The 1,469-nt window shown below is 60.5% G+C and carries 2 protein-coding genes; one reads left to right on the forward strand and one right to left on the reverse strand.

The features are described from left to right. Nucleotides 1-111 precede the first annotated feature (111 nt). Nucleotides 112-975, reverse strand: a complete 864-nt coding sequence (locus F8N49_RS27670) for an MBL fold metallo-hydrolase (protein ID WP_151553302.1) — start codon at nt 973-975, stop codon at nt 112-114. Between the two features lie 92 nt (nt 976-1,067). Here F8N49_RS27670 and F8N49_RS27675 point away from each other — a divergent pair, with 92 nt between their 5' ends. Then, a complete protein-coding gene (locus F8N49_RS27675; protein ID WP_151553303.1) occupies nt 1,068-1,409 on the forward strand; it encodes a helix-turn-helix transcriptional regulator in 342 nt (113 codons plus the stop codon). Nucleotides 1,410-1,469 lie beyond the last annotated feature (60 nt).

The following is a 1,469-nucleotide window of genomic DNA, read 5'->3' on the forward strand; positions in this document are numbered from 1 at the left end:
GGACGCTCCGCGTTCCGCCTCAAGAAGTGACGCAGAGCGTCACGGGATGCATTCCCACGCGGAGCGTGGGAACGATCAGTTGGCGCTGCTGGAGGCTGCGTTGCCGAACCGTCAAAGTTTGTTGAGCGGGATCTTCAGGTAAACCACGCCGTTGTCCTCAGGCGCCGGCATATTCCCCGCCCGCACGTTCACCTGAATCGCCGGCAGCAGCAACGTCGGCATGCCTAACCCAGCGTCACGTGTCGTGCGCATCTCCACGAACGCCGCTTCATCGATCCCGTCATGCACATGAATATTGCTTTTGCGCTGTTCGCCGACAGTGGTCTGGCACTGTGAGGCGCGGCCCTCGGGCGGGTAATCGTGGCAGACGTAAAGCTTCACGCTGGCGGGAAACGCCAGCAGCTTCTGGATCGACTTGAACAATTGCTGCGCATTGCCGCCAGGGAAATCACAGCGCGCGGTGCCGACATCGGGCATGAACAGCGTGTCACCCACCAGGATCTGCTCGCCGTCGATCAGGTACGCCATGTCCGCTGGCGTATGGCCGGGGACGTGCAGGGCGGTGGCCTTGAGATTGCCGATCATGAACGACTCGTTCGGCGCGAACAGGTGATCGAACTGCGAGCCATCGACGCAAAATTCCGGCTCCAGATTGAACAGCGCCTTGAACACATTCTGCACTTTGCTGATCGATTCGCCGATGGCGATCTTGCCGCCCAGTTCACGACGCAGGTACGGCGCGGCAGACAGGTGATCGGCGTGGGCGTGGGTTTCCAGCAGCCATTGCACTTGCAGCCGGTGCGCACGCACGAAAGCGATGATCTTGTCCGCCTGCGCCGTGCCGGTGCGCCCGGCAGCGCCATCGTAGTCAAGCACCGGGTCGACGATCGCGCACTGGCCGCCGTCGGCTTCATAGACCACGTAGCTGTAGGTCGAGGAGGCGGGGTCGAGGAACGCTTCAATCAGGGCGGGCATGGCGAAAACCTGTGCTGGGGAATTTCGGGTTGCAACACTTTATGTAAAAACATAATGTTCGCAGCTTAAGTGACCTTCAAGGCCTCGTGCAAATGCAATCCAGTCTGACCGAATGTGAAGTCGCCCAACTGCGCGCCTCGGCGTCCAAAGCCTGCGCCTTGCTCAAAGCCCTGGCCAATGAGGATCGTCTGTTGATTCTCTGTCAACTGACCCAGGGCGAACGCAACGTCGGCGAGCTGGAAAAAATGACCGGCGTACGCCAGCCGACGCTGTCCCAACAACTGGGCATCTTGCGCGATGAAGGCCTGGTCGCGACCCGCCGCGAAGGCAAATACATTTTCTACGGCCTGGCCAGTCACGAAGTGATCCAGGTGATGAAGACCCTGTCGGGGCTGTATTGCGGAGCGGTACTCAGGAGCTGGGAACAGCCATAAATGCCAGCCCTCACAAACATCTCCTGTGGGAGCGAGCCTGCTCGCGAAGGCGGCGCGTCA

The organism is Pseudomonas sp. GXM4 (assembly GCF_008923895.1).
GTDB classification, from domain to species: domain Bacteria; phylum Pseudomonadota; class Gammaproteobacteria; order Pseudomonadales; family Pseudomonadaceae; genus Aquipseudomonas; species Aquipseudomonas atacamensis.